General features: G+C 66.8%; 21 protein-coding genes. 13 read left to right on the top strand and 8 right to left on the bottom strand.

Annotation, left to right across the window (positions count from 1 at the left end; all coding sequences use genetic code 11):
- Positions 1 to 36 precede the first annotated feature (36 nt).
- Positions 37 to 669 (bottom strand): TetR/AcrR family transcriptional regulator, encoded by a 633-nt coding sequence (locus LRP66_RS00505; RefSeq protein ID WP_230480487.1) that lies wholly within the window; start codon positions 667 to 669, stop codon positions 37 to 39.
- Positions 670 to 796: 127 nt separating this feature from the next.
- Between LRP66_RS00505 and LRP66_RS00510 the strand changes: the two genes are divergently transcribed.
- The 4 genes from LRP66_RS00510 (at position 797) to mtnP (ending at position 7,668) form a co-directional block, all read left to right on the top strand.
- Entirely contained in the window at positions 797 to 1,981 is a 1,185-nt protein-coding gene (locus tag LRP66_RS00510; protein WP_230480488.1) for an efflux RND transporter periplasmic adaptor subunit, read from the top strand.
- A gap of 18 nt (positions 1,982 to 1,999) precedes the next feature.
- The gene (locus LRP66_RS00515; protein WP_230480489.1) at positions 2,000 to 5,212 is read left to right on the top strand and encodes a multidrug efflux RND transporter permease subunit; all 3,213 of its coding nucleotides are present in this window, start codon (positions 2,000 to 2,002) and stop codon (positions 5,210 to 5,212) included.
- Positions 5,205 to 6,674 carry an efflux transporter outer membrane subunit gene (locus tag LRP66_RS00520; RefSeq protein WP_230480490.1) on the top strand — a complete coding sequence of 490 codons (1,470 nt, stop codon included), beginning with the start codon at positions 5,205 to 5,207 and terminating at the stop codon, positions 6,672 to 6,674. Before LRP66_RS00515 ends, LRP66_RS00520 begins: the two co-directional genes overlap by 8 nt.
- 115 nt (positions 6,675 to 6,789) lie before the next feature.
- On the top strand, positions 6,790 to 7,668 hold the full coding sequence (mtnP, locus tag LRP66_RS00525) for an S-methyl-5'-thioadenosine phosphorylase (protein ID WP_230480491.1): 879 nt from the start codon (positions 6,790 to 6,792) through the stop codon (positions 7,666 to 7,668).
- Between the two features lie 3 nt (positions 7,669 to 7,671).
- On the opposite strand, the gene LRP66_RS00530 is transcribed toward mtnP, so the two are convergent.
- The 3 genes from LRP66_RS00530 to LRP66_RS00540 all read right to left on the bottom strand — a co-directional run bounded on the left by LRP66_RS00530 (position 7,672) and on the right by LRP66_RS00540 (position 11,917).
- Complete coding sequence (locus LRP66_RS00530) at positions 7,672 to 8,964, bottom strand: MFS transporter (RefSeq protein WP_230480492.1); 1,293 nt, start codon at positions 8,962 to 8,964, stop codon at positions 7,672 to 7,674.
- 37 nt (positions 8,965 to 9,001) lie between these two features.
- Entirely contained in the window at positions 9,002 to 10,492 is a 1,491-nt protein-coding gene (locus tag LRP66_RS00535; protein ID WP_230480493.1) for an alginate export family protein, read from the bottom strand.
- Positions 10,493 to 10,594: 102 nt separating this feature from the next.
- Positions 10,595 to 11,917 (bottom strand): dicarboxylate/amino acid:cation symporter, encoded by a 1,323-nt coding sequence (locus LRP66_RS00540; RefSeq protein ID WP_230480494.1) that lies wholly within the window; start codon positions 11,915 to 11,917, stop codon positions 10,595 to 10,597.
- Positions 11,918 to 12,124: 207 nt separating this feature from the next.
- Between LRP66_RS00540 and LRP66_RS00545 the strand changes: the two genes are divergently transcribed.
- From LRP66_RS00545 to LRP66_RS00565, 5 genes are all read left to right on the top strand, one after another.
- Positions 12,125 to 13,915, top strand: a complete 1,791-nt coding sequence (locus tag LRP66_RS00545) for a sensor histidine kinase (RefSeq protein WP_230480495.1) — start codon at positions 12,125 to 12,127, stop codon at positions 13,913 to 13,915.
- Positions 13,912 to 15,228: a sigma-54-dependent transcriptional regulator gene (locus LRP66_RS00550; RefSeq protein ID WP_230480496.1), complete on the top strand. Its 1,317-nt coding sequence runs from the start codon at positions 13,912 to 13,914 to the stop codon at positions 15,226 to 15,228. The genes LRP66_RS00545 and LRP66_RS00550 overlap by 4 nt, the downstream gene beginning before the upstream one ends.
- 101 nt (positions 15,229 to 15,329) lie before the next feature.
- The gene (locus tag LRP66_RS00555) at positions 15,330 to 15,632 is read left to right on the top strand and encodes a DUF485 domain-containing protein (RefSeq protein ID WP_230480497.1); all 303 of its coding nucleotides are present in this window, start codon (positions 15,330 to 15,332) and stop codon (positions 15,630 to 15,632) included.
- Positions 15,629 to 17,332, top strand: a complete 1,704-nt coding sequence (locus tag LRP66_RS00560; protein ID WP_268992419.1) for a cation acetate symporter — start codon at positions 15,629 to 15,631, stop codon at positions 17,330 to 17,332. Before LRP66_RS00555 ends, LRP66_RS00560 begins: the two co-directional genes overlap by 4 nt.
- Before the next feature lie 185 nt (positions 17,333 to 17,517).
- Positions 17,518 to 17,691: a hypothetical protein gene (locus tag LRP66_RS00565; protein WP_230480498.1), complete on the top strand. Its 174-nt coding sequence runs from the start codon at positions 17,518 to 17,520 to the stop codon at positions 17,689 to 17,691.
- 4 nt (positions 17,692 to 17,695) lie between these two features.
- Here LRP66_RS00565 and LRP66_RS00570 read toward each other — a convergent pair whose 3' ends face one another.
- On the bottom strand, positions 17,696 to 19,006 hold the full coding sequence (locus LRP66_RS00570; RefSeq protein ID WP_230480499.1) for an MFS transporter: 1,311 nt from the start codon (positions 19,004 to 19,006) through the stop codon (positions 17,696 to 17,698).
- A 114-nt stretch (positions 19,007 to 19,120) separates the two neighbouring features.
- On the opposite strand from LRP66_RS00570, the gene pgsA reads away from it, so the two are divergent.
- The 3 genes from pgsA to LRP66_RS00585 are packed head-to-tail and all read left to right on the top strand — an operon-like array spanning position 19,121 to position 20,375.
- On the top strand, positions 19,121 to 19,675 hold the full coding sequence (gene pgsA, locus LRP66_RS00575) for a CDP-diacylglycerol--glycerol-3-phosphate 3-phosphatidyltransferase (protein WP_230480500.1): 555 nt from the start codon (positions 19,121 to 19,123) through the stop codon (positions 19,673 to 19,675).
- Entirely contained in the window at positions 19,675 to 19,926 is a 252-nt protein-coding gene (gene moaD / locus LRP66_RS00580; RefSeq protein WP_230480501.1) for a molybdopterin converting factor subunit 1, read from the top strand. Before pgsA ends, moaD begins: the two co-directional genes overlap by 1 nt.
- Positions 19,923 to 20,375, top strand: a complete 453-nt coding sequence (locus tag LRP66_RS00585; RefSeq protein WP_230480502.1) for a molybdenum cofactor biosynthesis protein MoaE — start codon at positions 19,923 to 19,925, stop codon at positions 20,373 to 20,375. Before moaD ends, LRP66_RS00585 begins: the two co-directional genes overlap by 4 nt.
- A 48-nt stretch (positions 20,376 to 20,423) precedes the next feature.
- Here the strand turns inward: LRP66_RS00585 and LRP66_RS00590 are convergent, their stop codons facing one another.
- The 3 genes from LRP66_RS00590 to LRP66_RS00600 all read right to left on the bottom strand — a co-directional run bounded on the left by LRP66_RS00590 (position 20,424) and on the right by LRP66_RS00600 (position 22,737).
- On the bottom strand, positions 20,424 to 21,026 hold the full coding sequence (locus LRP66_RS00590) for a fasciclin domain-containing protein (protein ID WP_230480503.1): 603 nt from the start codon (positions 21,024 to 21,026) through the stop codon (positions 20,424 to 20,426).
- Between the two features lie 111 nt (positions 21,027 to 21,137).
- Positions 21,138 to 21,761 carry a fasciclin domain-containing protein gene (locus LRP66_RS00595; RefSeq protein WP_230480504.1) on the bottom strand — a complete coding sequence of 208 codons (624 nt, stop codon included), beginning with the start codon at positions 21,759 to 21,761 and terminating at the stop codon, positions 21,138 to 21,140.
- A gap of 73 nt (positions 21,762 to 21,834) precedes the next feature.
- A complete protein-coding gene (locus LRP66_RS00600) occupies positions 21,835 to 22,737 on the bottom strand; it encodes a hydrogen peroxide-inducible genes activator (RefSeq protein WP_230480505.1) in 903 nt (300 codons plus the stop codon).
- Between the two features lie 156 nt (positions 22,738 to 22,893).
- Here LRP66_RS00600 and LRP66_RS00605 point away from each other — a divergent pair, with 156 nt between their 5' ends.
- Complete coding sequence (locus tag LRP66_RS00605) at positions 22,894 to 23,439, top strand: peroxiredoxin (RefSeq protein ID WP_183950930.1); 546 nt, start codon at positions 22,894 to 22,896, stop codon at positions 23,437 to 23,439.
- Positions 23,440 to 23,455: the final 16 nt, after the last annotated feature.

Genomic DNA, 23,455 nt, shown 5'->3' on the forward strand with positions numbered 1-23,455 from the left:
GCCCGCCAACGTCCGCAGCGCCCAAGGCGTTCCCGCTCAGCCTGCCGTCGCCACCTTGAGGAAGACCGACCAGCGATGCTCGAAAAAGGCATCGGGAGTGAGGCCGCCGAACGGGTCGGGCAGCGCGAACTGCATGCGGCGGCTGGGACCGTCGAGCATGTCGGTCAGAAGGTTGAAGAGGCTGAGCGGCGTCTCGTCCGTGCGCAACTCGCCCGCATCCTGCGCGTCGCGCATACAGGAGATCAGCGGATCGGAGATGATCCGGTCCCACGTCGCGAAGCGCTGGCGCAGCTCGTCCGAAAATACCGCCTCGGAGGTCAGGAAGGCCATGAAGCGGATCGACTCCGGCTCGACGCAGAAGAAGAAGAAGCGGCGCGCGGCGAGGTGCAGGCGTTCGAGCGGGTCCGGATCGGACGCAACATCCAGCACAGCCCGGCTGAGCCGTTCGAGATCGCGGTTCACCACTGCGTCGAGCAACGCCATCTTCCCCGCATAGCGCCGATAGATGGTGTGCTTGCTGACCCCCACGGACAGGGCGATCTCCTCCATCGAGGTGCCCTCGATACCCCGGCAGCAAAACGCCTCTCTCGCGCCGGTCAGGATGATGTCGTCGATATGCTGGGCCTGTTCTCGCGTCGGGCGTCCAGCAGTCCGTTTGATGATGGCCATGATCCCCCTTTGCGGCCTCCATGGGTATAGGTCAAATTTAATTGTACCTAATCGTTGCTTTTGTGCAGGTGCGAGGTACAGGGAACCGGATGACTAAAACGTCATGTGGTTCAGGGAGTTTCAGGGCGTGTCCAAATTTTCCGGCTTCGTGTCGTCGCTTGCGATGGCCTTTGCGCTGGCCGCATGTGGGCAAGGCGAACAGCAGCAGCAGGCCGCCCCGCCGCCGCCCCTGGTCACGGCGGTGACCGTCCAGGCGGCCGCGGTGCCCAACATCATCGAACTCCCCGGCCGGATCGAGGCGATGCGTACCGCCGAAGTCCGCGCGCGCACCGACGGCATCGTCGAGGCGCGGCTCTATCGCGAGGGGACCGACGTCGCCGAGGGGCAGCCGCTGTTCCGCATCGACCAGCGCGACTACCGGGCGCAGGTGACGCAGGCGCAGGCGACGCTGGCGCGGGCGCAGGCGGCGCGGGCGAACGCCGCCTCGATCGTCCGTCGTTATCAGCCGCTGGTCGCCGAGCGAGCGGTCAGCGCGCAGGAATTCGATGCCGCGCAATCGGACCTGCGTCAGGCCGATGCCAGCGTCGCCGATGCGCGCGCGGCGCTGTCGCGGGCGCAGCTGCAACTCAGCTACACCATCGTCCGCGCTCCGATCGCCGGTCGGGTCGGCCGCGCGCAGGTGACCGAGGGCGCGCTGGTCAGCGCGACACAGGCCACCCCGCTGACCCAGGTGGACCAGATGTCGCCCATCTATGCCGTCTTCACCCAGTCGAACGCCGCCCTGACCAACCTGATCCAGCAGGCCCGCTCGGGTGGGCTGGCGCTGCCCGATCTGTCGCATATCACGGTCCGCCTGACCCTGGAGGACGGCAGCGAATATGGCCCGACGGGACAGCTCGACTTTGCGGGGCAGACCGTCGACCCGACGACCGGCAGCCAACAGCTTCGTGCGCGCTTCCCCAACGGCAACCGCATGCTGCTGCCGGGCCAGTTCGTTCGCGCCCACGTCAATGCCGGGACCATCCGAAACGGTATCGCGGTTCCGCAGCGTTCGGTCCAGCTCAGCAACCAGGCCGCCTCGGTCATGGTCGTCGACGGATCGGGCACGGTTCAGACTCGTCCGGTCACGCTGGGCGGGCAGGTCGGCAGCAACTGGGTGATCCTGTCCGGCCTGAAGCCCGGAGAGAAGGTCGTCACGGAAGGCTGGCAGAAGGTGCAGCCGGGCCAGAAGGTCCGCATCCAGCCATCGAGCCAGCAAGGCGCGCAGCAGGCGCAGGGGCAGCAGGGTGGCCAGCCGCCCGCGGCCCGCTGATCGCCGGAGTAAAACAGCATGAACCGCTTCTTCGTCTATCATCCGGTCTTCGCCTGGGTGATCGCGCTCTTCATTGCGCTATTCGGCGTGATCGCGCTCCGACTGTTGCCGATCGAAAGCTATCCGTCGGTCGCGCCGCCCGCGCTGAACCTTGCGATCAGCTATAACGGCGCCGATGCCGAAGTGATGGACCGTTCGGTGACCGCGGTCATCGAAAAGGAACTGAATGGCGTCGACAATTTCCTCTACATGGCGTCGACCAGCCGTTCCAACGGCACGGCGCAGATCACCGTCACCTTCAAGCCCGGCACCGATCTGGACGTCGCACGCACGCAGATCCAGGACCGGTTGAGCCGCGCCGAACCCCGCCTGCCGCAGGAGGTGCGCGCGCTGGGCATCCAGGTGACCGAAGGATCGGCGGGCTTCCTCGAGGTCATCACGCTCAGTTCCAAGTCGGGCAGGACCAGCCCGGTCGAGATGGGCAACTTCGCCGAGAACAATATCCGTAACGAGCTGCGCCGGATCGACGGCGTTGGCGACGTGCAGCTGTTCGGCTCGCCCTATGCGATGCGCATCTGGCTCGATCCGCAGAAGCTGGCGGGGTACGGCCTGTCGGCGTCGGAGGCGCTGGCGGCGGTGCAGGAGCAGAACAGCCAGACGGCGGGCGGCTCGATCGGCGCGCAGCCGCTGAACCGGACGGCGGAATTCACCGCACAGATCATTACCCAGAACCGCTTCGCGACGCCCGAACAGTTCCGGCAGATCATCATCCGCGCCAATCCCGACGGCTCGGCGATCCGGCTGGGCGATGTCGCGCGGGTCGAGTTGGGCAAGGACAATTACGGCTTTCGCCTGACCTTGAACGGCAAGGAGACGGTCGGCCTGGCGGTCCAGCTCGCCAGCGGGGCCAACGCGCTGGCGACGGCGGACGCGGTGACCGCCAAGATGAAGCAGCTCCAGTCGAGCTTCCCGGCCGACGTGACCTGGAGCGTGCCCTTCACCACGACGCCGTTTATCACCGCCTCCGTCGACAGCGTGATCCATACGCTGGTCGAGGCGATGATCCTCGTGTTCCTCGTGATGTTCCTGTTCCTGCAGAACTGGCGTGCGACGCTGATCCCGGCGATCGTCGTGCCGATCGCGCTCGGCGGTGCCTGTATCGGGCTGCTGGCGTTCGGTTTCTCGATCAACACGCTGTCGCTGTTCGGCATGGTGGTGGCGATCGGCATTCTGGTCGACGATGCGATCGTCGTCGTCGAGAATGTCGAGCGGATCATGTCGGAAGAGGGGCTCAGCCCGCGCCGGGCGACGGTGAAGGCCATGGGACAGATCACCGGGGCGATCATCGGCATCACGCTGGTGCTGGTCGCGGTGTTCATTCCGATGGCCTTCTTCCCCGGCTCGACGGGGGGAATCTATCGACAGTTCTCGGTGACGCTGGCCGTGTCGATCTTCTTCTCGGCGGTACTGGCGCTGACGCTGACGCCCGCGCTGTGCGCAACGCTGTTAAAGCACGAGGACGCGCATACCGGGGATCGCCGCGAGCCCAGGCCCGGCGTGCGAGGCCTGCCGCAGCGCTTCTTCAACTGGTTCAACGACAGGTTCGGTCGCGGAACCGAGAAATATGGCGGCGGCGTCAAGCGGATGATGGCGCGCCCCGTCCGCTGGCTGGCGGTGTTCGCGGTCGTCGTGGTCATCACCGGCGTGATGTTCACGCGCATTCCCGGCGGCTTCCTGCCGACCGAGGATCAGGGGTATATCTTCGTGTCCTATGACGCGGCCCCCGGCGCGACGCTGGAGCGGACGGGCGAGGCGATCACCAAGGTCGAGAACTTCCTCCATGCCCAGCCGCAGGTGTCCGACATCGTGTCGGTCGCGGGCTTCAACTTCTTCGGCCAGGGGCAGGCGGCGGGTATCTCCTTCGTCAATCTGAAGCCGTGGGCGGAGCGCAAGGGGACGGCGAACAACTCGACGACGCTGGTGGGCAAGACGATGGGCTTCGTTCAGTCGATCCCGGAGGCGACCATCTTCGCGCTCGACCCGCCGCCGATCCAGGCGCTGGGCAACGCCACCGGCTTCTCGATGAAGATCGAGGATCGCTCGGGGCTGGGCGAGGCGGCGCTTCAACAGGCGCAGGGCGCGATCCTGGCCAAGGCGTCGAAGAACCCCGTCCTGATGGGGGTTCGCCCTGAAGGACTGGGGCCCGCGCCGCAGCTCTATGTCGACATCGATCGTATCCAGGCGCGCGCGCTCGGCCTCCAGATCGCGGACGTGAACCAGACGCTGTCGATCGCCTTCGGCTCGGCCTATGCCAACGACTTCGTTCGTGAAGGCAATGTGTTGCGCGTCTATCTTCAGGCGGATGCACCGCAGCGCATGTCGCCCGAGGACGTGCTGGCGCTGCGCGTGCGCAATGCGCAGGGCAATATGGTGCCCTTCTCGTCCTTCACGAAGGTCCGCTGGCAAAACGGTCCGCAGCAGCTCGAGCGGTATAACGGGTATCCGTCGCTGACCGTGTCGGGCATGGCGGCTCAGGGGCAGTCGACCGGAACCGCGCTTGGCGAGATGGAGAAGATCGCGCGCGAAGTGATGCCGCCCGGCATGAGCTTCGAATGGACCGGCACCGCGTTCGAGGAACGCCAGGCGGGCGGCCAGATCGGTCTGTTGCTGGGTCTGTCGCTGGTCGTCGTCTTCCTGCTGCTCGCGGCGCTGTATGAAAGCTGGGCGATCCCGCTGGCGGTGCTGCTGGTGGTGCCGTTCGGCGTGCTCGGCGCGGTGCTGATGACGATCGTGCGCGGCTTCTCGGCGGACGTGTATTTCAACGTCGGGCTGATCACGATCATCGGGCTGGCGGCCAAGAACGCCATCCTGATCGTCGAGTTCGCCATCGAGGATCAGCAGGCGGGCCGTTCGCCGTTCGAGGCGACGGTCGAGGCGGCCCGCCAGCGCCTCCGTCCGATCCTGATGACCAGCCTGGCCTTTATCCTCGGTATGGTGCCGCTGTTCATCGCCAGCGGTGCGGGCGCGGCCAGCCGAAGGGCGGTGGGCACTGGCGTGATGGGTGGCATGATCGCGGCGACCGCGTTCGGCATCTTCTTCACGCCGGTCTTCTACATCGCCGCCAAGAAATGGCTCGCGCGCGAGACCGATCATGAGGCCGAGGATGCCGAGGAGGAGGCGCGCGAGCGCGACCGGCGAACCGACGATGAGGAGGCCACGGCCCATGCGTAAGCGCTTTTCGCATATCGCCGCCATGCTGGCGCTGACCAGCGGCCTGACCGCCTGCAACCTGGCCCCACGCTATCACCAGCCGGTCGCGCCGGTCTCCGCCACCTATCCCGAGGCGGTGACGGGCAGCCGGACGGCGGCCGAGATCGGCTGGCGCGAGTTCTTCGCGGACGAGCAGCTAAAGGCCTATATCGCCGCCGCGCTCGCCAACAATCGCGACCTCGCCCAGGCAGTGGCACGCGTCGCGCAGGCGCGGGCGCAGTACCGGATCCAGGATGCGCAGCGGCTGCCGTCGCTGGACGCGTCGGCGTCGGCGTCGCGGACCCGTGTTCCGCTCAACTCGCTCGGCTTCGGCGATGCCCTGCCGGGCGGGGGCGATGCGGAGAACCCGACCTCGATCACCTACAACCAGTTCGCGGTGGGCGCCCGCGTGTCGAGCTTCGAACTCGATTTCTGGGGGCGCGTCCGCAACCTCGCCGAGGCGCAGCGGCGGCAATATCTGGCGACCGTCGAGGCGGAGCGGGCCTTCCGCCTCTCGCTGGTCGGGCAGGTCGCGGCGACCTATCTCCAGATCCGTGCCGCCGACGAGCAGATCGCGCTCGCGGAGCGGACCGTCACCAGCCGTCGCGAGGGGCTGGGCATCGCCAGGCGGCGGATGGAGGCGGGCGTCACTTCCAGCGTCGATTACGACCAGGCGGCGGCGCTGCTGACCCAGGCGGAGACCCAGCTTGCCGAACTGCGCCGCACCGTGGCGCAGTCGCAGAACCTACTGACCGTGCTGGTCGGAGGACCGGTGACGAGCACGCTGCCCGTCGGGCGGCGGCTGAACGATCAGAAGCAATTCGCCGATATCGAGCCCGGCCTGCCCTCCGCGCTGCTGGTCAACCGGCCCGATGTGCTTCAGGCGGAGCAGCAATTGCTGGCTGCGAACGCCAATATCGGGGCGGCGCGCGCGGCGTTCCTGCCCAGCATCTCGCTGACGGGCCTGGCGGGATTCGTGTCGCCGGCCTTGAGCAGCCTGATCGATGGCGGTTCCAGGCAATATCAGGTGCAGGGGGCCGCGCTGCTGCCGATCTTCGACTGGGGGCGGCGCAACGCGCAACTCAGGCTCAGCCGTGCGCAGGCCGACGAGCTGACCGCCGCCTATCAGCGGACGGTGCAGGGCGCATTCCGCGAGGTCGCCGATGCGCTGGTCGCTCGCCGCCGCTATGCCGAGCAGATCGAGGCGCAGACCCGGGCGGTCGATGCCCAGCGTCGCCTCGCACGCACGGCACGTCTGCGCTACACCAATGGCATAGCCATCTATCTCGAAGTGCTCGACGCGGAACGCAACCTGTTCTCCGCTGAGCAACAGTTGCTGACGCTGCGCAGCGCCGCGCTCCAGAACGACGTGACGCTCTATGTGGCGCTCGGCGGTGGCCTGCGTGAAACGAGCCAGGCGAACATGGTTCCGACGAACGGCTAGCCCCTCCCAGCCGTCGCGCTCGAGCCGGGGGGCGTGCGGGATGTCGTCCCGTGCGCCCCTTTGCTTTGTCATCGACATGCGCCTAACCCGCCCGTCGATGACAGGGGAGCGCGAGATGACGGGCTGGACGATCGGGATTATTGGCGGGTCCGGACTTTACGGGATCGACGCCCTCGAGGATGTCGAGACGATCACGCCCGAAACGCCATGGGGCCCGCCATCCGATGCGCTGGTGCGCGGCAGGATCGGCGACGTCCGTTTCGTCTTCCTGCCGCGTCATGGGCGCGGACACCGGCTGTCGCCGACCGACGTCAATGCCCGTGCCAATATCCATGCGCTGAAGCTTGCGGGCTGCACGGACGTTCTCGCCATATCGGCGATCGGGTCGTTGCGCGAGGAACTGTCGCCCGGCTGCTTCGTGGCCGTCGATCAGTTCATCGACCGCACCGTCCACCGCGATACCAGCTTCTTCGGATCCGGCCTCGTCGCCCATGTCTCGATGGCCGATCCGGTATGTCCGAGGCTGTCGACCATGGCGGCGCAGGCCGGCGAGCGCGCCGGGGCGCGGATGGTTCACGGCGGAACCTATCTGGCGATGGAGGGGCCGCAATTCTCGACCCGCGCCGAAAGCCATCTGTACCGCCAATGGGGTGCCGACGTGATCGGGATGACCGCCATGCCGGAGGCGAAGCTCGCGCGCGAGGCAGAGCTGCCCTATGCGCTGATCGGCATGGTCACCGACTATGACTGCTGGCGCGAGGGCGAGGCGCATGTCGAGGTCGATGCGGTGCTGGCACAACTCGGCACCAACGCGGCGGTCGCGCGGAGCCTGGTCGTGGCGCTCGCCGCGATCCTGCCCAGCGAGAGGACGCCGTCACCGATCGATACCGTGCTCGATCAGGCGCTGATCACCCACGGGTCGCACATGGACCGGGCCAAGGCGGAAAGCCTCGGCCCGATCGTGTCGCGGGTGCTTGCCGCACGCGGGGTTTGAGGATCAGTCCTCGACGATCTGGCTGTTCTTCGCCGTATCGCGCATCCGCAGGTAAACGATCAGCGAGATGCCGATCATCGCGGTGACGTACCAGTAGAAGCCCTGCTCGAAGCCCCATTTCTTGAACAGCAGCGCGACCGTCTCGGCGGTGCCGCCAAAGATGGTGTTGGCCAGCGCATAGGGCAGGGCGACGCCCAGCGCTCGGATATGCGCGGGGAACAGTTCCGCCTTCACCACCGCGTTGATCGAGGTGTAGCCGGTGACGATGATCAGCGCGCCCATCACCAGCGCACCCGCCACCAGCGGATCGCGCGTCGTCTCCAGCGTCGAAAAGATGGGATAGGTGAGCAGCACGCCCGCGATCCCGAACGCCACCATCAACGGCTTGCGCCCGATCCTGTCGGACAGCCCACCCGCCGCCGGCTGGAGCAGCATGAAGACGAACAGGGTGACCGCGTTGATCTGGCTCGCGACCTCGCGGCTGAAGCCGCTGGTGTTGACCAGGAACTTCTGCATGTAGATCGAATAGGCGTAGAAGGCGAGCGTACCCCCGGCGGTCAGCAGCATGACCGTCATCGTTTCCTTGGGGTGTTTGGTGAAGAGCTGGATAAGGCCGGACTTGGGCTGTCCCGCCTTCTTGACGTTCTCGAAGCTCTTGGTCTCCGAGAGGCCGCGCCGGATGTAGAACACGACGATCGCCAGAACCGCCCCCAGCGCGAAGGGGATGCGCCAGCCCCATTCGTCCAGCGCCGCCTCGGTCAGCGTCGATTGCAGGATCAGCAGGACGCAGATCGCGAGCAACTGGCCCGAAATCAGCGTGACATATTGGAAGGACGAGAAGAAGCCGCGCCGGTCCTTGCCCGCCATCTCCGACAGATAGGTCGCGCTGGCGCCATATTCTCCGCCGACCGACAGGCCCTGCATCAAACGCGCGAGTACCAGGAGCGCGGGCGCGGCGAGACCGATCGTCGCATAGCCCGGCGTCACCGCGATGATCAGCGAGCCCATGCACATCAGCGTCACCGACAGGGTGAGGCCCGCCTTGCGCCCCCGCGAGTCGGCATAGATGCCCATCACCCATGCCCCGATCGGCCGCATCACGAAGCCGACCGCGAAGACGGCGGCCGCGCTGAGCAACTGCGCGGTGCGATTCTCGGACGGGAAGAAATGCGGCGCGAAATACAGCGTGAAGGCGGAATAGACATACCAGTCGAACCACTCGACCAGATTGCCGGTCGATCCGCCGATGATGGATTTCAGCCTTTGCCGATCGGGATCGGTGGTGCTGCTCGACATGATGGTCTCCCCTATGTTCGTGTCGATATTCGGATGTTCAGAAGCGGAAGCTGAGCCAGCCCGCCCAGAAGTCGGAACTCTTCAAATTGGCGCGCTCCAGCGCCGAGCCGGCCTGGAAATGCTCGTAGCGGCCGGTGAAGGACAGGCGCGGCGTGATGCTCCAGACGGCCTGGAGGCGCGCGACCTCGCCGATCTTCTTCCCACGGACATTCTGCGTGCCCGGCCAGGCGGCACCGCTGGCGCGGTACACCGCGTCGAACTCGTCAGGACGCCAGGCAAAGCCATATTCGGCGGCCAGGCGGACGCCCTTCACCGGCGTGAAGGTGAAGTTCGGCGCCGCATAGAGCAGGTTGGTCGGTGTCAGGAACAGGCCGTAGCTATAATAGATGTTGTTGCCGAACAGACCGCTCGTCGTGTTGAGGTCGCCCGTCCGGTCATAGCTGCCGCCGCCCGAGCCATAGTCGACGTGGAAGCCGACGCGCGGCGCATCCGGCTTCTTCCCCAGGCGGTAGGTCTGGGCGATGAACGCCTGCCAGGCGGAGATATTGCGGTCGCCGAATGTCCCGCGCTGGTTGTTGACGGTCCAGTCGATATTGACCGGTCCCACATCGCCATAGGCATGGAGGCCGAGGAAATAGCGCTCTTCCGGCGCGATCACGCCGCCCCAGGTCGCGCGCCGGTTGCGCAGCCGCCAGACAAAGGGATCGAGAAACAGCTTCGACCCACCGAACAGCTTGGGCGACAGGCGAAAGCCGAAGGTCGCGCCGGTGAAACGGACGTCGGGATTGGTCTTGTCGTCGCTGATCCCGCCAAAGCCGTAATTGACGTATTTCAGATCGAACACGTCGACCCGTGCGTCCTTGCCACGCGCATAGGCGCGAACGCCGTCGAGCACGAAATAGAGCGTGTTGTTGTCACGCCCGACGGTCAATAGCTGCGGCCCGTCGAAGAATTCCTGACGCCCGGCACGCACACCGACGTCCAGGCCCAGCGCCTTGCCCTTCACCTCGGCGAAAAGCTGCTGCACCGCCAACTGGTTGCGGAGATTGCCCGCGGGCGAGCCCAGGTTGATGCCCTGCAACTCGGCGCGGCCCAGCTCGCCGAAGACGCGGAAATGGTCGCCCAGATGAACGTCGGCACCGCCGACGATGCGGGCGATATCCTGCCGCTGCTGCTCGACCTCGCGCAGATTGGGGTTGGTGGTCAGGTTCACGCGCGTCCGCAGCTCGCCCGAGAAGGTGACATAGGACTTGCCGTCCTGGGTCAGCTTCACGCATTTCAGCGCGTCGATCGGGTCGTCGCGCTTGGCGGGATCGCACAGTTTGCGCCAGTCCTCCGCCCAGCGCGACTGGTTGTAGCCGCCCACCGTATTGCCGTCGCCCGAGGCGCTGGTCGGGTAGGCGGTGCTGGCGGGGCTGGCGGGCTCGGCAGCGGCCTGCGGTGTGGCGGTCTGGCCAAAAGCGGGCGCAGCGAGCAACCCGATCGCGGTGGCGGCGGCCGTACCGGCTAGCCAAGCGAACTTCGTCATGATCTTCCTCTCGATCGGACCGATCTGCGATGGCGTCGGTCCTTTATCTCGCATCGCTGACAGGCGGCCCGGTCGACGCGATCGACCGGGCCGGGATGCGTCTCAGGCCAGGGCGGCCTGTGCCGCCGGGACGGCGGGCTTGTTGTTCAGCGCGGCGTCCAGCGCGTCCTTGTCGAGCGCATTCTCCCAGCGGGCGACGACGACGGTGGCGACCGCGTTGCCGATGAAGTTGGTCAGGCTGCGGCATTCCGACATGAAGCGGTCGATGCCGAGGATCAGCGCCATGCCCGCCAGCGGAACCGTCGGCACGATCGACAGCGTGGCGGCCAGGGTGATGAACCCGGCGCCCGTGACGCCCGCCGCACCCTTCGAGCTGAGCATGGCGACGAGGAGCAGTGCGAGCTGCTGACCCAGCGACAGGTCGACGCCGCAGGCCTGCGCGATGAACAGCGCCGCCAGCGTCATATAGATGTTGGTGCCGTCGAGGTTGAACGAATAGCCGGTCGGGACCACCAGGCCGACGACCGACTTTTCGCAGCCGGCCTTCTCCATCTTCTGGAGCAGGCTGGGCAGGGCGGCCTCGGACGACGAGGTGCCCAGGACCAGCAGCAGCTCGGCCTTGAGGTAGCGGATGAGCTTCAGCACCGAGAAGCCGTTGAGCCGGGCGATCGTGCCCAGCACGACGACCACGAACAGGATCGACGTGAGGTAGAAGGTCGCGACCAGCGCGCCGAGGCTGACCAGGCTGCCGACGCCATATTTGCCGATGGTGAAGGCGATCGCGCCAAAGGCTCCGATCGGCGCGGCGCGCATCAGGATCCCGACGAGGCGGAAGACGACGATGCTGAGGCGCTCCAGGCTGTTGAGCAACGGCTTGGCGGGCTCACCGACCAAGGCCATCGCGATTCCGAACAGGATCGCGACCATCAGCACCTGCAGGATGTTGCCCTGGGTGAACGCGCTGACCAGCGTGTCGGGAATGATGCCGAGCAGGAATCCGGTGATCGTGGTGTCGTGCGCCTTGGCCGCATATTCGGTAACCGAACCGGCGTTCAGGGTCGCGGGATCGACGTTCATGCCAGCGCCCGGCTGGACCACATTGGCGACGATCAGGCCGACGATCAGCGCCAGCGTCGAGACGCTGATGAAGTAGAAGAACGCCTTGCCAGCGACCCGGCCGACCGAGCCGAGTTCGCGCATTCCGGCGATGCCGGTGACGACCGTCAGGAAGATGACCGGCGCGATGATCATCTTGACGAGCTTGATGAAGCCATCGCCGAGCGGCTTGAGCGACTCGCCGAAACCAGGCCAGAAATGGCCGATGATCGCACCGAGCGCGATCGCGAAAATAACCTGTACGTAGAGATGCGACCAGATCCGCGCCCGCTTGGGCGCCTCCGCGACGGCATAGTCCTGAGCGATCATCGCTTTCGTCATCCTCTGCAAAAGGGCTTCGGACGTGGTGGTCCACGCTCCGTGTTGCGCAGAGTGTGCGCGAATTCGCCGGTGATTGAAAATGCTGGGGAAGCGATCGCTATGCGTTTGTAAAACCACGGTAAAAGGAGGTGATTAACCAATGTCAGCGCGAAATTCCGCATAGCGCGTAACTCATGATTGCGATATTCCGCACATATGGCGCCATCGGCTTCCCTGTCCCGCCGCTATGCGCGGCGCTTCGCGCTTCCGGTGCTGGGCGTGCTCCTCCTGGCGTTCGCCGCGTCGATCGGGTTGCGCGTCTACGCCCACCGTCAGGGTGTGACCGCGCTTCGCGCCGATGCGTCGCGGATCGCGCGTCAGCAGGAGCGGCTGCTCAACAGCGAGTTGCAGCGGTTCCGGCTACTCCCCATCGTGCTCGCGGAATATCCCGACGTGGGCGCGGCATTGCGCAACGGGTCGCCGCAGGCGGTCGAGCGGCTGAACGACAAACTGCGCGGACTGGCCGAAAGAACGGGCGCGCCCGTCATCTACGCCATCGATCGCGAGGGCCGTACCGTATCGGCATCCAATGCGGGCCAGCGCGACAGCTTCGTCGGGCGCGATTACGGTTTCCGCCCCTATTTCCGACAGGCGTTGCGGACCGGGACCGCGGAGTATTTCGCGCTCGGCAATACCAGTCACCGGCCCGGTCTTTTCCTCGCCCGTCGAATCGGTTCCGCCGCCGCCCCGGACGGCGTGGTGGTCGTGAAGGTGGAATTCGCCCGGATCGTTCAGGCCTGGGCCAGCGATCCGGGGCAGACGCTGCTTCTGGACGACCATGGCGTCGTCGTGGTGACCACCGATCCCGATGCGCAGTTCACCGTGATGCGCCCGTTGACCCCCATGGCGCGCGGCGAGATCAAGCAGAGCCAGCAATTCGGCGAGCGACGCCTGCGTCCCAGTCCGTTCCGGATCACCGGCGGAGAGGCAACCGCGCGCGATGGCACGCGCTATGTCGCGGGGGCCACCCCGGCGCCGCTGCCACGCTGGCAATTGGTGCATGTCCTGCCGCTGGCACCGGCGCTGCGCGAGGCCGATGGCTGGGTACGGTCGGTCACCGCGCTGATCGCGATCGGTCTGGTCGGGCTGACCCTGCTCGCGATCTGGCGACGAACGCGGGCCGAGCGCGCCCTGTTGGCACGGGAGGCGCTGGAGGCGGAGGTCGCGCGGCGCACCGCCGAACTTCGCGCCAGCAACGACCGGCTGACGATCGAGATCGCCGAGCGGATCCGGGCGGACCAGCGGTTCCGCGCGGCGCGCGAGGAGCTGGCGCAGGCCAACAGGCTCGGTTCGCTGGGCTCCATCACCGCCGGGGTCGCGCACGAGATCAACCAGCCGGTGGCGGCGATCCGGACACTGGCCGACAACGCCCGGACCTTTCTGTCACGCGAGCAGCCGGACAAGGCCGACGGCAACCTGACCACGATCGTGTCACTCACCGAACGGATCGGATCGATCGTCCAGGAGATGCGCCGCTTCGCACGGCGGGGCACCCAGGGACTGGCACAGGTTTCGCTGGACGAGGTGCTGGACGGCACGATGCTGTTGATCGGGGATCGCTTCCGCAGCGCTGGCGTGGTCCTCGAACGACCGGCCGGGGGCGCGCTTCCCGCCGTGATCGCGGGGCGCGTGCGGCTGGAGCAGGTGCTGGTGAACCTGCTCCAGAACGCGCTCGACGCGGTGGCGGGGCGAAGCGATCCACGCGTCCGGTTGAGCGTGATCGAGCGGTCCGACGGGATCGAATTGACGGTCGAGGATAACGGGCCGGGGCTGGACCCGGCGATCGCCACCGAGATCTTCACGCCCTTCGTCACCGGCAAGCCCGACGGGCTCGGCCTGGGGCTGGGGATCGCGCGCGATATCATGACGGAGTTTGGCGGGATGTTGGAAACCATGGAGTCGTCGCTGGGCGGCGCGGGCTTCCGGATCAGGATGCGCGCGGCATGAGCGAGGGGATGCGAGTCCTGCTCGTCGACGACGACACCGCGCTGCGCCAGGCGCTCGCCCAGTCGTTCGAGCTGGCCGGGATCGACGTGGAGGCGCATGGCGATCCGCTCGCCGCGCTGGCGACGATCACGGCGGACTTTTCGGGAATGGTCGTGTCGGACATTCGCATGCCGGGGATCGACGGGATCGAACTGGCCCGGCGGATCGCGGCGATCGATCCCGAGATCCCGGTGATCCTGATGACGGGGCATGGCGACGTTCCGATGGCGGTGGCCGCGCTCAAGCAGGGGGCGTTCGATTTCGTCGCCAAGCCCTTCGCCGCCGATCACCTGATCTCCAGCGTCGCGCGCGCCCTGGAGATGCGGCGGCTGGTCCTCGACAATCGGCGGTTGCGGCTGGCGGCGGAGGAGGCGCAGGGCGCCTATCCGCTGATCGGCGAGACCGCGGTCATGATGCGGCTGCGCGACACGGTGCGACAGGTCGCGCAGGCCGATGTCGACGTGCTGGTCGAGGGGGAGACGGGGACCGGCAAGGAACTGGTCGCGTTGCTCCTCCACCGCTGGAGCGCGCGGCGGACGCGTCCGTTCGTCGCGGTGGACTGTGCCGCGCTGCCCGAGGCGATCGCCGAGGGCGAGCTTTTCGGACAGGCGCATGGCCGAACCCAGGGGCGGATCGCGGCGGCGCATCGGGGCACCCTGTTCCTGGACGAGGTCGACAGCATGGCCCCCGCGCTCCAGGGGCGGATGCTGCGCGTCGTCGAGGAGCGCGAGGTGCGGGCGGTCGGAGCGGAGGATCCGCAGCTCCTCGACCTGCGGATCGTCGCGGCGGCCAAGTCGGATCTCGGGCGCGCGGTCGAGGAAGGCCGGTTGCGCGCCGACCTGCTCTATCGCCTCGATGCCGTCAGGCTTCGGGTGCCACCGCTTCGCGAGCGGCGCGCCGACGTTCCGTTGCTGTTCGCCCACTTCCTGCGCGAGGCGGCGGAGCGGTTCGGTCGACCGGTGCCGATGATCGACGGCGCGATCCAGGCGCGGCTGTTGTCGCACGACTGGCCGGGCAATGTCCGCGAAGTCCGCAACTATGCCAACCGCGTAGCGCTGGGGCTGAGCGGCGAGGGGGCGGTGGAGGCCGATCCGATGCCACTGCCCGAACGGGTCGAGCAATTCGAGGGCGCGACGATCCGCAGCGTGCTCGAAGAGGCGGCGGGCGACGTTCGTGCCGCGCTCGCCATACTCGGCATTCCGCGCAAGACCTTTTACGACAAGGTCGCGCGGCACGGCATCGACCTCAATGCCTATCGACCCAATCGCACCTGAGCCGCCGGTTGCGACCCCAAAGTGCTTGACGGGGCGGCGGGGGCGGGGGAGCATGGCCGCCGCGACGCCGAGAACCGGCGCGAAGGGGTGAGGAGAATGCCATGGAGGATGCCGCCCGGCTGGCCCGAGATCCGCGCTACATCGCGCTGATTCAGCGGCGAGGACGCTTCACCACGGCGCTGACCGCGATCATGCTGGTCGTCTATTTCGGTTTCATCCTCGTCATCGCGTTCGACAAGGCGCTGCTTGCGCGACCGATCGGCGGTGGCGCGACGAGCTGGGGCATTCCGGTCGGCCTGGGCGTCATCGCGCTCGCGATCCTGCTGACCGGTCTCTATGTCTGGCGCGCCAATCGCGATTTCGACCCCGTGATCGATGAACTGCGCGCGGAGGCGCAGGCATGATCCGCGCGAGGCTGGCCCTGATGCTGCTGTTGATGGCGCTTCCCGTCTCGGCGGCGGAGGCGCACGCGATCGGCCCGGCCGTGCAGCAGGCGACCAACTGGACCGCGATCGGCATGTTCGCGGCGTTCGTCGCGCTGACCCTCGCGATCACCCGCTGGGCGGCGCGGCGGACGCGCACCGCATCCGACTTCTATACCGCGGGCGGCGGCATCACGGGCTTCCAGAACGGGCTGGCGATCGCGGGCGACTTCATGTCGGCGGCGTCGTTCCTCGGCATTTCGGCACAGATCTATGCCGATGGCTATGACGGGCTGATCTACTCGATCGGGTTCCTCGTCGGCTGGCCGATCCTGTTGTTCCTGATGGCCGAACGGCTGCGTAACCTCGGGCGCTTCACCTTTGCCGACGTCGCCTCCTTCCGCTTCGCGCAGGCGCCCGTGCGGATGGTCGCCGCCTGTTCGACGCTGCTGGTCGTGCTATTCTACCTGATCGCGCAGATGGTGGGGGCGGGGCAGTTGATCCGGCTGCTGTTCGGCCTGCCTTACGGCTATGCGGTCATCATCGTCGGCGTGCTGATGACGATGTACGTGCTGTTCGGCGGCATGACCGCGACGACCTGGGTCCAGATCGTCAAGGCGATGATGCTGCTCGGCGCGGCGAGCTATATGGCGATCGCGGTGCTCGCGCGCTTCCATTTCAGTCCCGAAGCGCTGTTCGCCCGCGCGGTCGACGTCAAGACGGCGCTTGCCGCGCTGGCCGGAGCCGGACCCGACGAGGCGGTCGCCAAGGGGCGCGCGATCATGGGGCCGGGCGGGTTCATCAAGGATCCCGTCTCCGCCATTTCGATCGGCGCCGCGTTGATGTTCGGGACGGCGGGGTTGCCGCACATCCTGATGCGCTTCTTCACCGTGCCCAATGCGAAGGCCGCGCGCAGTTCGGTGCTCTGGGCGACCGGGTGGATCGGCTATTTCTACATCCTCACCTTCGTGATCGGGTTCGGCGCGATCGTGCTGGTCGCGACCGATCCGGGCTTCCTCGACGCCGACGGGGCGCTGCGCGGTGGCAGCAACATGGCGGCGATCCATCTGGCCCAGGCGGTCGGCGGCAACCTGTTCCTCGGTTTCATATCGGCGGTGGCGTTCGCGACGATCCTGGCGGTGGTGGCGGGGCTGACGCTTTCCGGCGCGTCGGCGGTCAGCCACGACCTGTATGCGACCGTCGTCAGGAAAGGGCAGGCGGACTCCGCCTCGGAATTGCGAGTGTCGCGGATCACCGTGCTGGTGCTTGCCGTCATCGCGATCCTGCTCGGCATCGTATTCGAGAAGCAGAATGTCGCGTTCATGGTCAGCCTGGCCTTCGCGCTGGCGGCCTCGGCCAATTTTCCGGTCCTGCTGCTGTCGCTGCTCTGGTCGGGATGCACGACGCGCGGCGTCGTGGCGGGCGGGCTGGTCGGCCTGCTGACCGCGCTGGTCCTGACGATCCTGTCGCCCGCGATCTGGGTGAAGGTCCTGGGATATGCCGATCCGATCTTTCCCTATGGCTCGCCGACGATCTTCTCGATGCCGCTCGCCTTCCTGACGATCTGGATCGTCTCGATCACCGATCGCACGGGCCGTGCCGCGATCGACAAGGCGGGCTATCCGGCGCAGCGGGTGCGATCGGAGACGGGGATCGGCGCGTCGTCGGCGCACCACCACTAGGGTCCGTTCCGCTATTCCTCCCCCGCAAGGGGAGCGAAGGGCAGTGGCGACGCGCATCGGACAAAGGGTTCCGGCCGGTCGCGCGGAAGGACTGTACCTCCTGTCCCGCAACGGGGCGAGCCGGGGCGGGGTGACGCGGATTTGACGGATGCCGAAATAGTGAACGTGGCGTTAACACTTTCGCCATGAGACGCCGCCTGATCCTGACCAACGAAGCCGCCCGCCACCCCTTCCGGCGTTCGCTTCCGCCCCCCGCCCGGCTGCCCGAGCCGGGTCGCAGCCGCGACGATCAGGATATCCGCCTGTTCGTGCTCAGCTTCACCGCCTTTTTCATCTGCATCTATACCTTCCTGATCTGATCGATCAGGCCGCGTCGACGCATCCGTCGTCGCACGCACGGTGCAGGCGCAGCGCGAGCCATGCCGAAACCAGGCACATCGCGGCGACGAGGAACAGCATGTTGACCGGCGTGACCCCCGCCGCGCTGATGGCGAAGACGACGACCGAGCCGATCGTCATCGCGAAGCAGTTGACGATATTGTTGGCCGCCACGGTACGGGCGGTCTGATCCTTCTCCACCGTCGTCGTGAGGAAGGCGTAGAGCGGCACCACGAACATGCCGCCGGTCGTCGCGATCGCCAGCAGCGTGGCGAGGATCGCTATGGCGCGTGGCTCGCCCAGGAAGGCCTGCCAGCTATACAGCGTACCGACCGGCGCCGGGGTCCAATTGCGGCAGAGGATCGAGAACAGGACGACGAACGCCCCCATGCCGATGACCGAGACGGGCGAATAGCGCGCCGAAATCTCACCCTTCAACATGGTGTTGATGACCACCGATCCGATCGCGACACCGATCGAGAAGATCGCGATGGCCAGGCTTGCGACTTCCTTGTCGGCGGTCAGCACATTCTTGACCAGCGGCGGGAAGATGATGATGAGCACCGCGCCGATCGTCCAGAAGAAGCTGATCGCGATGATCGCCAGGAACAGGCGGCGGATATGCAGCGTGGCCGAGATCAACCGCCATGACGCGGTGAAGGGATTCCAATTGAGCTTGAGCGGCGGCCCCTCGCGCGGCGCGGGGGGAACCTGTCGCCCGGTGAACCATCCGAGCACCGCGACGACCAGCACGCCGACGGCGGCGGCCTCGACGGGAATCCATCCCGCCGCGACCGTGCCCAGCAGGATCGCCAGATAGGTCCCCGCCTCGACCAGTCCGGTTCCGCCGAGGATATCATCCGGTTCCAGATGCTGGGGCAGGATCGCGTACTTGATCGGCCCGAAAAACGTCGAGTGGACACCGAGCGCCAGCACGGTGCCGAGCATCAGCGCCAGCCCCATATTGGTATAGCCCGCCTTGGCGATCAGCAGGCCGAAGGCACCGACCAGCATGATTCCGATCTCGACCGTCTTGACGATCCGGATGATCCGCGCCTTGTCATGGCTGTCGGCCAACTGCCCGGACAGCGCCGACAGGAACACGAAGGGCAGGATCGACGCGCCCGTAGCGGCGGCGTTGAAATAGGATTCCGACGCGGCGTCGGTGAAGATCGCATAGGTCGCGAACAGCACCATCGACGTCTTGAAAAGATTGTCGTTGAAGGCGCCGAGAAACTGGGTGGTGAACAGCGGCAGGAACCGGCGCCGCTTGAGAAGCCCGAGGGCATTGAGCATAACGAAAAATGGCCCGATCGTGGCAACAGAATGACGCCAACATAACCATGCGCGTGCGCATCGCCAACCGCTTAAAGCGGTTTGTCATGGACGGGCGAGCGGTTAGAAGGCGTCATGCTCACGCTGCCCAACCTTTTGACGCTCTCGCGAATTGTGGCCGTCCCCCTGCTCGCGGGGCTGTTGTGGCAGCCTCGCTGGGAACTGGGCTACGGCATCGCCTTCGCGCTCTACTGCCTGATGGGCATCACCGATTATTTCGACGGCTATCTGGCGCGGGCACAGGGCGCGGTGTCGAAGCTGGGCGTCTTCCTCGACCCGATCGCCGACAAGATCATGGTCGCCTCGGTCATCCTCGTGCTGGTCGCCGTCCAGGTGGTCAGCGGCTTGAGCGTGGTCGCCGGGCTGATCATCCTGTTGCGGGAGATCGCCGTTTCCGGGCTGCGCGAGTTTCTGGCGCAGTTGCAGGTATCTGTGCCCGTTTCGCGGCTGGCCAAATGGAAGACGACGTTGCAGTTGATCGCGCTGGGCGGATTGATCCTGGGCGGTGCGCTGCCCGGCTGGCCGTGGGTGCACGAGGTTTCGCTCGCCGCGCTTTGGGCCGCGGCGGTGCTGACGCTGGTCACCGGCTGGGACTATCTGCGTGTCGGCCTCAAGCACATGGATAGCTGATGACCATTCTCTATTTCGCCTGGGTCCGCGAGCGGATCGGGCTGGCCGAAGAGGCGCCGCGCCTGCCCGATGGTGTGACCAGCGTGGCCGAACTCATCGCCTGGCTGGCGGCGCGCGGCGGCGGCTATGCCGAGGCATTCGCCGAGCCCGAGCGGCTACGCGCGGCGGTGGACCAGAATTTCGTCGGGCTGGACGCCTCGGTGATCGGCGCGCGCGAGGTCGCGATTTTCCCGCCGGTGACGGGCGGATGATCCGCATCCACGTCTCGCCGCAACCGATCGACCTGCTCGGTGAGACGACGAAGGTCGAAGGCGGCAATGTCGGTGCGGTGGCGAGCTTTTGCGGATTGGTCCGGGCCGACGACGGCGTGGACGTGCTGGAGCTCGAACATTATCCCGGCGCGACCGAGGCGGCGCTCGAACGGATCGCACGGACCGCGACGCAGCGCTGGTCGCTCCAGGCTGCGACGATCGTCCACCGTGTGGGTCCGATGCGGCCGGGCGAGCGGATCGTTCTGGTCATCACGGCCGCGCCGCATCGCCGCGACGCGCTCGACGCCTGCGCCTATCTGATCGATCGGTTGAAGACCGATGCGCCGTTCTGGAAGCGCGAGACGCGCGGGCTGGAAGCGCGCTGGGTCGAGGCGCGAGCGAGCGATACCGAAGCTGCGTCGCGGTGGCGGGCCGACGACGCGAAATGAAAAGGCGGAGCCGAAGCCCCGCCTCTCTATTCGGCCATCGCGCGGCGATCAGCCGATCTTGGGGACATTGATGCCGTTGGTCAGGTGGACGACGCCGTTGGTGGCGTTCACGTCCGCCTTGTCGACATAGGCCTTCTGCCCGTTGACATCGGTCAGCATGATGTTGCCGTTCGGGCCGACCTGCGCCGTCAGCGGCTGACCCGCCAGCGTCGTGAGCGTAGCGGTCCCGTTCCCGGCGGTGATCTGTGCCTTGAGCTGATCGGCGGTCAGCTTGCCGGCGACGACATGGTATTTCAGGATCGTCGCCAGCGTCGCCTTGTTCGCGGGCTGGCTGAGCGTGTCGAGCGCACCGGCGGGCATCCGGCTGAACGCCTCGTCACTGGGCGCGAAGACCGTGAACGGGCCGGGGCCCGACAGGTCCGCGGCCAGTCCCGCCGTTCCCACGAGACGCGCCAGCGTGCTGCGATCGGGCGTCGCGGCCAGGACCTGGACGATGGTGCCGGTGGCCGCGGGCATCGCCTGCGCAGGGGCCGTGGGCGTGGTCGGCGCGGGCATCGTCTGGGCGGGGGCGGGCGCGGTCGTCTGCGCCGTCGCCATACCGGCGCCCGTCAGAGCGGTTGCGGTGGCGAGCATGGCAAGGGTCTTCATCATAAAGATACTCCCGTTCTTCTGGCGGCGGAGCGGGATCGCGTCGCGCCGCATGGTGAAGGGCAGACCGGCGATTGCGCAAGCGAAACGGCCGGTCTGGGGGGAGTAACGCACTTAATCCAGTTTTGGCACCAAAACGCCGTTCACGATGTGGATCACGCCATTGGCCTGGGCCAGATCGCCCGCCTCGATATAGCTCTTGTTGCCGCCCGCATCGGTGAGCGTGATGACCGACTGGGTCATGGTGACGGCCAGCGGTTCGCCCTGAACGGTCATGATCCGTGCGGTGCCGCCCCCGGCCGCGATCCGCCGCCGCAGCTCGGCGACGCCGACCGTGCCGGGCAGCATATGGAAGCGGAGCAGCTTCACGAGCGAGTCGCGATTTGCGGGTTCGAGCAGTTGCTGCTGCACGCCCGGTGCCAGCCGGGCGAAGGCCTCGTTCGACGGAGCGAACAGCGTGTAGGGGCCGGGACCCGCAAGCGTGGTCGCCAGGCCCGACGCGCGAACGGCCGCGACCAGCGATGACAGCGACGGCGTGGCGGCCGCGTTATCCAGGATGGTCCGGGTGGGCGCCATCGCCTGATCCGGGGTGACCGGCGGCTCTGCGGGCGCGGTGGCCGCCGCTGCCGAGGGCGTCGCCGGAGCCTGCCGCTGATCGCTACCCCGCCCACAGGCACCGAGCCCGACCAGGGCGACGAGCGGCAGGGTCGCCAGGAGGCGTCGTGCGATTGGGGTCATGAGACTATTCTCCTCAACAATTGGGATCGGAGCGATCGAGGCCGGTGCCGTGTTCCGCGCCGGAGCCGAGCCGTCAGGTGGCTTCGGACAGAACTTGCGCGAGCAGCCGGAAATCCTTCTCGCGCGGGCTTGCCCGGCGCCACACCAGCGCGATCTTGCGCATCGCATTCTCGGCGTCGAGCGGGCGGGCGGTGATGTTGGTGTTCTCCAGGATTCCCGCCTTCAACGCCATTTCGGGCAGCATCGTCATGCCCAGGCCGTTATCCACCATCTGGACGATCGTGTGAAGCGAGGTGCCGAGCATCGTCGCCTCGGCACGCAATTCGGGACGGTTGCAGGCGGCGAGGGCGTGATCCTTGAGGCAATGGCCATCCTCGAGCAGGAGCAGCCGGGTCTCGTCGATCGCCGACGCCGCGATGGCCGATGGCGGCGAAAGGTCCTCATCCGTCGGGAACGCGACGAACAGCCGGTCGTCGAACAGTGGTTCGGCCGTCACCTCGCCACAGGCGAAGGGCAGGGCGAGAAGCACGCAATCGGTGCGGCCATTGTGCAGCCGCTCGCACGCGGGCGCGCTCGGCTCCTCGCGCAGGAACAGCTTGAGGTCCGGATAGTCGCGGCGCAGGCGGGGGAGGATGCGCGGCAGCATGAACGGCGCGATCGTCGGGATCACGGACATCCGCATCTCGCCCGATAGCGGTCGTCCGGCGGCGCGCGCCATGTCGCCCAGCTCATCCGCCTCGCGCAGCACGCGGCGGGCCTTGTCGGCGATCCGCTCGCCCAGCGGCGTGAAGCGGACGACGCGCCGCGTCCGCTCGACCAGCGTGACGCCGATCAGCGTTTCCAGTTCGCGAAGTCCCGCCGACAGGGTCGACTGGGTCACGAAACAGGCATCGGCGGCCCGCCCGAAATGGCCGTGGTCCTGCAAGGCCACAAGATATTGGAGCTGTTTCAACGTAGGTAGGTAGGTCGCGGCCATTGATCGTCTCAGTCGATTGCGGTTTGACAAATAGCTTGTTGGATCGAACGCGCCAGTCCCCATATCCGTCGCCGCAACGAATACAGGCGGACCACCGCCGATCGTTCGAGAGGATGGCTGAAGCCGAATTTTTGGGAAGAAATGGAGGCTATTGCCATGTTGACCGTTGGAGACAAGCTCCCCGCATTCACCGTTCCCGTCCAGCAGGGGACCAACGCGCTTCCCGCTGGCGAGACGATCAGCGACACCTCCTATGAGGGCAAGTGGAAGGTTCTCTTCTACTGGCCGAAGGACTTCACCTTCGTCTGCCCGACCGAGATCGTCGGCTATTCCGAGCTGAAGGGCGACTTCGAGGATCGCGACGCCGTGCTCATCGGCGCGTCGACCGACACCGCGCACGTCCACCTGGCGTGGCGCAAGTCCGACCCGGATCTGGCCGCGGCCGATTTCCCCTGGATCGCGGACAATGGCCGCGTGCTGGCCGACGCGCTGGGCATCGTCGACAAGAATGAGCATGTCGCCTACCGCGCGACCTTCATCATCGACCCCGACAATGTCATCCAGCACGTCACGATCAACGGCCTGAACGTCGGTCGCAACCCGCAGGAGACGCTGCGTGTCCTCGACGCGCTGCAGACCGACGAGCTATGCCCGTGCAACTGGAACAAGGGCGACGACGTCCTCCAGCTCGCGGCCGAGTAATCCCTTCGTCCGGGGG

It is taken from the genome of Sphingomonas sp. Leaf21, from assembly GCF_916858675.1.
GTDB lineage: Bacteria > Pseudomonadota > Alphaproteobacteria > Sphingomonadales > Sphingomonadaceae > Sphingomonas.